General features: G+C 40.0%; 1 protein-coding gene. It reads left to right on the top strand.

The window, feature by feature from the left end; genetic code table 11:
• Window positions 1–227: 227 nt before the first annotated feature.
• A partial coding sequence (locus tag ACFIO5_RS10210) for a restriction endonuclease (protein ID WP_375705337.1) occupies window positions 228–1,240 on the top strand: 1,013 nt, incomplete at its 3' end.

Below are 1,240 nucleotides of genomic sequence, written 5' to 3'. Positions count from 1 at the left end.
CACGTGAAACGAACAGCAAAATTCACTATTTTGCTGATTTTACCTCATGTCATAGGCTGTGGATAAGTAGCCTTTAATAAAATTTCTTTTTAAGCAGGTTGTGGGTCTTTAGCACCCTTTTTTTATTTTATTATTGCTATTTGTTTTAAATAGATCTAGCAGATTCTATTTAAAGTTTTTTAACACCGATAGATCAACGCTTATAAAGCGGTGGGGTTTTATTATAAATGCTTCAATCTCATAACAAACCACTGACATTACGCTCTCTGTTACAATCCTACCGTGATCATACAGAAAGTGCGCGCGATAGAGGAACTTCTTTTGAAAAGTTTGTAATTGCTTATTTGACGCAAGACCCTCTACAATGCCAAGAATATGAAAAGGTTCAAACCTATTGTGAATGGGCAAAAGAGCATGGGGAAGATGGGCGTGATATTGGCATTGATCTGGTTGCTAAAATTCGTGATGAAGAAGGATATGCGGCTATTCAATGTAAGTTTTATAGTGCAAATCATCAGATCAAGAAAGAAGATATTGATAGCTTTATTGCTGCCTCGGGAAAAAAGATCTTCACACGCCGTATTCTGGTTGATAGCACCGAAGGTAATTGGAGTAACAATGCCGATCTCACCTGTGAAGGACAAGGAGTCCGCATTCAACGGATTAATCTTTTCGATCTGGAAAACAGTCAAATAGATTGGTCAACCTTTGAAAGCAAAGGGGAAGCTACTCTTAAGAAAAAAGAACCGAAAAAGCTTTTAGATCATCAACAAGAAGCGCTTAAAGCTGTTTGTGACGGTTTACAAGAAGCAGACCGCGGCAAGCTGATTATGGCGTGTGGAACGGGAAAGACCTTTACCAGTCTGAAGATAGCAGAAACTCTTGCTGGTCAAGGTAAACGTGTTTTATTTCTTGTCCCCTCTCTTTCTTTAATGTCACAAACAATAAGAGAATGGACAGCAGATACAGCAATCCCCTTGCGTTCCTTTGCGGTGTGTTCTGATACACAAGTTGGCAAGCGTCGTAAAGCCCAAGATGATGCTGCCGAACTCGATGTCTCGGATCTCGCTCTACCAGCAACAACAGATTCTCAAAAGCTTGGAGAAAAAGCCAATAAGACTTCTCCTGATACAATGACAGTGGTCTTTGCTACCTACCATTCGATCCAAGTGATTTCGGATGCGCAAAAGAAATATGCTTTACCGGAATTTGATCTGATCATTTGTGATGAAGCACACCG

The organism is Bartonella sp. AA86SXKL, assembly GCF_042196885.1.
This window is presented reverse-complemented; position numbering and strand designations above follow the sequence as displayed.